This window comes from Micromonospora sp. NPDC049580 (genome assembly GCF_040675595.1).
Lineage (GTDB): Bacteria > Actinomycetota > Actinomycetes > Mycobacteriales > Micromonosporaceae > Micromonospora.
On the sequence record NZ_JBFAPG010000394.1, the window covers coordinates 1 to 5,952 of the forward strand.

A 5,952-nucleotide genomic window follows, 5' to 3' on the forward strand; every position below is an offset into this window, starting at 1 on the left:
CCGCAACCTGTTCCAGGTGGCGGCGGCCGTCCGGTCACGGTCGTTAGGCCCGGGCGTCGCTGTCGTCCTCGGCGACCGGCTCACCCGCCGGGCCGTACGGCGACACCTGGCCCTTGGGCACCGGCCGACCGGCGTCTCCGCGCGACGTGCCGCGGTTGAGCGGATGCCCGGTCGGCTGGGGCCCCTTGCTGTCCTGACTCGTCGCTCCCTTGGCGTTGCGCCGGAACTCCTCCTGCTGCGGGTTGACCACGAGTGTCTCCCTCCGGGTACGGCAGGCGGCATCGACCGCCTCCACCGGCGGCATACCCGTCCGGCCGGGCGGCATTCCGGTCCCGCCCCGCGCCCGCAGGGCTAGCCGCGCCCAGGGTGGGTACCCACCCGGTGTGGGTGACGATCGAGCGGTGGTGCGGGTCCTGCTGGACCGGCGCAGCCACACGTACGCCGAGGAGGCCGGTATCCGGCTCGCCGACCGCCCCGGTCCGCTCTACCAGCTGCTGGTGCTGGCCACCCTGCTGAGCACCCGGATCCGGGCGTGCGTGGCGGTCGACGCCGCGCGGGAGCTGTTCGCGGCCGGCTACCGCACGCCGCAGGCGATGGAGGCGGCGAGCTGGCAGCAGCGGGTCGACGCGCTGGGCCGCGGTCATTACCGCCGCTACGACGAGCGCACCGCCACCATGCTCGGCACCGGCGCGCGGCTGTGTCTGGACCGCTGGCACGGCGACCTGCGGCGCCTGCACCGGGACGCCCAGGGCGACCCGGCCGGGCTGCGCCGACGGCTCACCGAGTTCCCCGGCATCGGGCCCACCGGCGCGGACATCTACCTGCGCGAGGCCCAGACGGTCTGGTCCGACCTGCGCCCGTACGCCGACCGTCGGGCCCTCGCCGGCGCGAAGCGGCTGGGCCTGCCGGGCTCACCGGACCGGCTGGCGGGGCTGGTCGCCGAACCGGACTTCGGCCGGCTCGCCTCGGCGCTGGTCCGGGTGGCGCTCGGCGAGGAGTCCGCGGGCGAGGTCACCCGTGTCGCCGCCGGCTGAGGCGCTCACTTGACCGGCTTGTCTCCCTGCGGTCGGGTCAGGTGCCACACACCGAGCGCGGCGAGCAGCGCCAGGACGATGACCCCGCCGGAGATGCCACGGCCCTCCTCGGGGCTGCGGCCCGCGCTGCCGAAGTAGATCACCGCGAGACCGGCGAGCACGGTGACGAACGTACGCAACCCTCGGTCCTTCACGTACCGCACGGTAGGCGAGGAGCATCCGCTAGGGGGTGTTTCGCCCGTGTTGTCCCTCTTCTGGGCGACGCGCTCAGCGCTCGGCGACGAAACTACGCAGCCGCACCCGCCGCACCGCCCGGTCGGCGACCTCCACCACCTCGATGGTCAACCCGGGCAACCGCACCGTCTCGCCCGGCTCACCCGGCAGGTGACCCAACCGGGCCAGCACCAGCCCGGCCACCGTCGTGTACTCCCGCGACAGCGGGAAGCTCAGTCGCACCCCCAGATCGGGCAGGTCGTGCAGGGGGAAGTCACCGGGCACCAGCAGCGCCCCGTCCGGCTCCCGGGCCACGCCGCGCACGTCGCGGTCGGTCTCGTCGTACAACTCGCCGACGACCTCGGCCAGCAGGTCCTCCAGCGTGACGATGCCGTCGATGCCGCCGTGCTCGTCGACGACGAGGGCCAGTTGCTGGTGTTCCTGGCGCAACCGGCGCAACGCGTCGGCCACCGGCAGGGTGACCGGCAGCAGCAACGGTGACCGGACCCGCTCCCCCACCGTCCCGGTGCCGGCCCGCACCAGATCGCGGATGTGCACCACGCCGACCACCTCGTCCAGACCGCCGGGGCCGGTCACCGGGGCGCGGGAGCGGCCTGCGGCGGCCAGCAGGCGTACCCCCTCGTCGGCGGCCACGTCGGTCGGCAGCGTGGTCACCTCCCGGCGGGCCACCAGGATCTCCCGCAGTGTCCGACCGGCGATGTCGAACGCGCCGGTCAGGATCTCCCGCTGCTGCGCCGACAGGCCACGCTGACTGACCAGCATCTCCCGCAACTCCTCCTCGGTCATCTCCTCCCGACTGGCCCGGGGGTCCCCGCCGGCCAGCCGGACCACCATGTCGGTGGCCCGACTGAGCAGCCACACCGCCGGGCGGGACACCCGGGCGAGCAGGTCCAGCGGCCCGGCGCTGAGCAACGCCCACCGCTCGGCCCGCTGCATGGCCAGCCGCTTGGGCGCCAACTCGCCCAGCACCAACGTGACGAAGGTCAGCGCCACGGTCACCAGCAGCACCGAGGCCGGGCGGGCCGCCGCGCCGAGGAAGCCCAACGGGCCGACCAGCGGCTGGGCGAGCGACACCGCCGCGGCAGCCGAGGCGAGGAACCCGGCCAGGGTGATGCCGAGCTGAATGGTGGCCAGATAGCGGTTCGGGTCCCGCGAGAGCCGGACCAGCCGGTCACCGGCGCGGGTCCGCCGACCCAACCGGCGCAGCTGCCCCTCCCGCAGCGTCACCAGCGCCATCTCGCTGCCGGAGAGCGCGGCGTTGACCAGCACCAGCACGGCCACCAGCGCCAACTGCCCCAGCTGACCGCCCACCGCCCACCCCCGTTGACCGCCTGAGGTCACCTAACCGCAGCGCGCCCGGCTCCGGGCCCCGTTTCCGGCCGGCGGGGCGCTCAGTCGACCTCCAGGTCGTCCAGCGAGATGGAGTGGGTCATCAGCCACCGGGCCAGCGCCGACATGCCGAACAGCCAGAGCGGCACCGACTCGGTGGGGCCGTTGGTCGCGTAGATGGCGAACCGCAGATCCGGCGCGCGGTACGCCTCGATCCGCCATTGGTGCTGCCGGTCCCGCCAGACCGCCGAAGGGTCCATGGCGTCACCGTAGGTGACCGCCGACGGTCGAGGGGCCGGTTAGCCCGGCACCACCGCGACGCCGAGCACGGCACGCGCGGCGGACACCAGCAGGACGATGCCGATCCCGGCGAGCAGCAGCCAACCGACGCCGCGCCACCCCGAGGCGCGAACGGGCGGCGGCACCGGCGGCGGCCGCCACATCTCCCGGTACGACCAGGCCAGCACGCCCACCCCGAACGGCAGAAGCCCGATCCAGTACCAGAACCACCGGGTGCCGACCAGCGGCGGGGCGCCGCCGACCAGCCGGACCAGCCACAGCAGGGTCACCGCGCCGGCGAGCAGCCCGGCGGCGTCGGCGATCCGGTGCGCGGCAGCGCCGGCGCTCTGCCACAGGTCCGCCGACGCGGCCAGTCTCGCGTCCAACCCGGCGGGCCGCTCCGTCGACTGCGGCCCGGCGGGCTCCGCCTGCGCGTCGGGCGGCTCGACGAAGGCGTACCGGACCCGGCCACTCGGCACGCTCCAGGCGATCATCGCGCCCTGCGGGTCGTACCGCGGCTGCGGCCGGCTGCCCCAGTACGCGTCGTCGTCGGCCCAGCCCGACGCCCGTTGGAAGCTCACCACCCGGCCCGCCGCCAGATCCCGGTCGAGCTGGCCCGCCGTCGCCTCGCGCGGCGCCACCCACCATGCCAGCGAAGCCCACAGCACCCACAGCAGCGGCAACCCCCAGCGCAGCGCGACCGAGACGACACCACGCCACCGGTCAGCGAAGGGCCGCGACGGGGACAGGGACGGGGACAGCTCGGCCATCTGTTCACCCTGGCAGCCCGCCGCAACCCTGTCCGCCCCGGATCATCGCGGTGGCGCGCTCAGGTGACGACGACCCGGGCGTCGTCGGGCAGGCGGCGGGTGGCGCCGCGGCGGTCCAGCAGCTCCAGCAGCGGCACCGCCACCCGGCGGGTGGTGTCCAACGCCTGCCGGGCCGCCGACAGGGTGAACGGCTGCGGCAGCCCCGCCAGCACGGTGACCGCCGCGTCGAGGGCGTCGGGCAGCAGCACCACCGTGTCGGCCAGCCGCAGCAGCGCGCCCGCGCGTACCGCCGCACCGATCTCCCGGGGGCCCAGGCCCAGGTCGACGAGGCGGTCCGCTTCGGGGGCGCGAAACGGCCGGTCGGCGTACTCGGCGCGGACCCGCTGCACGGCTCGGGCCACCGGCTCCGGCAGGGTGTCGACGGCGGCCGTGCCGATCCGCCCACCGTGGACCCGCAGCGGCGGGCGGATCAGCGCCTCGACCAGCGCCCGGTCGGGCAGGGCGAGGCGTTGACGCAGCGCGTCCACCGGCATGCCCGGCTCCAACGGGTGCTCCCGGGCGTACCGGCCGACCTCCTCGGTGAGTTGCTCGCCGAGCCGCTGCCAGTGCGCGGGGTCGGCCAGCCAGTCACCGGCCACCGGCGTGGCCTGCACCGGCACACCCATCCGGCGCAGCGCGCCGACCCGCACCAGCCGACGGCGGCGCAGCTCACCGGCCAGGTCGGGTCGACCGTCGAGGTCGGCGAGGACCGTCGCGCGGGCGGCGGCCGCGCCCCGCCGCGACAACGGTGGCGGCGCCACGTCGAGGACCCGTACACCGCCGGCCACGTGGTGTCGGCCGGGATCACGCAGCAGCGCCCGGTCGCCGACCAGCAGCGGCAACGGGCGGGCCAGCCGCAGCCGGACGGTGTCCGCGCCGAGCGGCCGGACCCGCACCGGCACCGCCGCCGACCCCACGTGCAGGGTGAGGGTGGCGGGCAGGTCGGCGGCCGGGTCGCCGGTGAGCCGTACGTCGATGACGTCGGTGTGATGGAACCGGCCCGGGGTGAGCAGCGCGTCGCCGCGGCCCAGCCGGTCACGGGGCGTACCGCGCAGGTTGACCGCCACCCGGGCCACGGCCGCCGCCTCCGGACGGGCCTCGCCGAGGGAGTGCAGGCCCCGAACCCGAACCAGTTCGTCGGCCCCGGCCAGCTCCAACTCGTCGCCGACGCGCAACCGGCCGGCGCCCAGCGTGCCGGTGACGACGGTGCCACTGCCCCGCACGGTGAAGCTGCGGTCCACCCAGAGACGCACCGGAGCGTCCACTGTGGGGGCGGGCAGCCGGGCGGTGAGCCGCTCCAGCGCGGCCCGCAGCTCCGGCAGGCCGGCGCCGGTCAGCCCGCTGACCGCCACCGTCTCCACCGCGCCGAGGCTGCTCGCCGCGATCTCGGCGCGGGCTCGCTCCGCCGCCGGCGCGGGGTCGGCCAGGTCCGCGCGGGTCACCACCAGCAGGCCGTACCCGACGCCGAGCGCGTCGAGCGCGGCCAGGTGCTCGGCGGACTGCGGCATCCACCCCTCGTCGGCGGCGACCACGAGCAACGCGGCCGGCACCGGCCCGACCCCCGCGAGCATGTTCGGCACGAACCGCTCGTGCCCGGGCACGTCGACGAAGGCGATGGTGGCGCCGGACGGCAGCGTCGTCCAGGCGAAACCCAGGTCGATGGTCATGCCCCGGCGGCGTTCCTCGGCCCATCGGTCGGGTTCCATCCCGGTCAACGCCCGGACCAGGGTCGACTTGCCGTGGTCGACGTGCCCGGCGGTGGCGACGACGAACATGATCAGTCGTCCCCTCCGACGCGCAGCACGGCCGCCAGGACCGCCTCGTCGGCGTCGACGGGAACACAGCGCAGGTCGAGCAGGAGCCGGCCCCGCACCACCCGGCCGAGCACCGGCTGGTCACCGGCGCGCAGCGGCACGGCGTACCGCTCGGGCAGGCTCAGCGCCCACGAGTCCAGCTCGACGCCGGGGGCGCCGCCGCCGCCGACCACGGCGACCGCCGGGACGACCTCCGCCTTGCGTCCCTCCGCGCCGAGCCGGTCACGCAGCAGCTCCACCCGGCTGCGCAGAGCGGCCGGGTCGGCGTGCAGCGCGGTCCGCGTCGGCGTGTCCGGGCGGTGCAGGGTGGCGGCCAGCGCGGCCAGGGTCAGCTTGTCCACGCGCAGCGCCCGGGCCAGCGGGTGGCGGCGTAGCCGTTCGACAAGCGCGGCGTCGCCGAGCAACAGTCCGGCCTGGGGGCCGCCGAGCAGCTTGTCGCCGCTCGCGGTGACC

General features: G+C 75.9%; 7 protein-coding genes and 1 pseudogene. 1 reads left to right on the forward strand and 7 read right to left on the reverse strand.

The window, feature by feature from the left end:
• Positions 1-43 precede the first annotated feature (43 nt).
• Positions 44-250: a hypothetical protein gene (locus AB0J68_RS24980; protein ID WP_354862918.1), complete on the reverse strand. Its 207-nt coding sequence runs from the start codon at positions 248-250 to the stop codon at positions 44-46.
• Between the two features lie 133 nt (positions 251-383).
• On the opposite strand from AB0J68_RS24980, the gene AB0J68_RS24985 reads away from it, so the two are divergent.
• Positions 384-1,034 carry a hypothetical protein gene (locus tag AB0J68_RS24985; protein WP_354862916.1) on the forward strand — a complete coding sequence of 217 codons (651 nt, stop codon included), beginning with the start codon at positions 384-386 and terminating at the stop codon, positions 1,032-1,034.
• A 5-nt stretch (positions 1,035-1,039) separates the two neighbouring features.
• On the opposite strand, the gene AB0J68_RS24990 is transcribed toward AB0J68_RS24985, so the two are convergent.
• From AB0J68_RS24990 to AB0J68_RS25015, 6 genes and pseudogenes are all read right to left on the reverse strand, one after another.
• The gene (locus AB0J68_RS24990; RefSeq protein WP_354862920.1) at positions 1,040-1,228 is read right to left on the reverse strand and encodes a hypothetical protein; all 189 of its coding nucleotides are present in this window, start codon (positions 1,226-1,228) and stop codon (positions 1,040-1,042) included.
• A gap of 73 nt (positions 1,229-1,301) precedes the next feature.
• On the reverse strand, positions 1,302-2,579 hold the full coding sequence (locus AB0J68_RS24995) for a hemolysin family protein (RefSeq protein ID WP_363940625.1): 1,278 nt from the start codon (positions 2,577-2,579) through the stop codon (positions 1,302-1,304).
• Between the two features lie 80 nt (positions 2,580-2,659).
• The gene (locus AB0J68_RS25000) at positions 2,660-2,857 is read right to left on the reverse strand and encodes a hypothetical protein (protein WP_088989536.1); all 198 of its coding nucleotides are present in this window, start codon (positions 2,855-2,857) and stop codon (positions 2,660-2,662) included.
• A gap of 39 nt (positions 2,858-2,896) precedes the next feature.
• Complete coding sequence (locus tag AB0J68_RS25005; protein WP_354862912.1) at positions 2,897-3,646, reverse strand: hypothetical protein; 750 nt, start codon at positions 3,644-3,646, stop codon at positions 2,897-2,899.
• Between the two features lie 59 nt (positions 3,647-3,705).
• Positions 3,706-5,460: a selenocysteine-specific translation elongation factor gene (gene selB, locus AB0J68_RS25010; RefSeq protein WP_363940626.1), complete on the reverse strand. Its 1,755-nt coding sequence runs from the start codon at positions 5,458-5,460 to the stop codon at positions 3,706-3,708.
• A 2-nt stretch (positions 5,461-5,462) separates the two neighbouring features.
• Positions 5,463-5,952: pseudogene (locus AB0J68_RS25015) on the reverse strand (L-seryl-tRNA(Sec) selenium transferase); the annotation flags it as partial.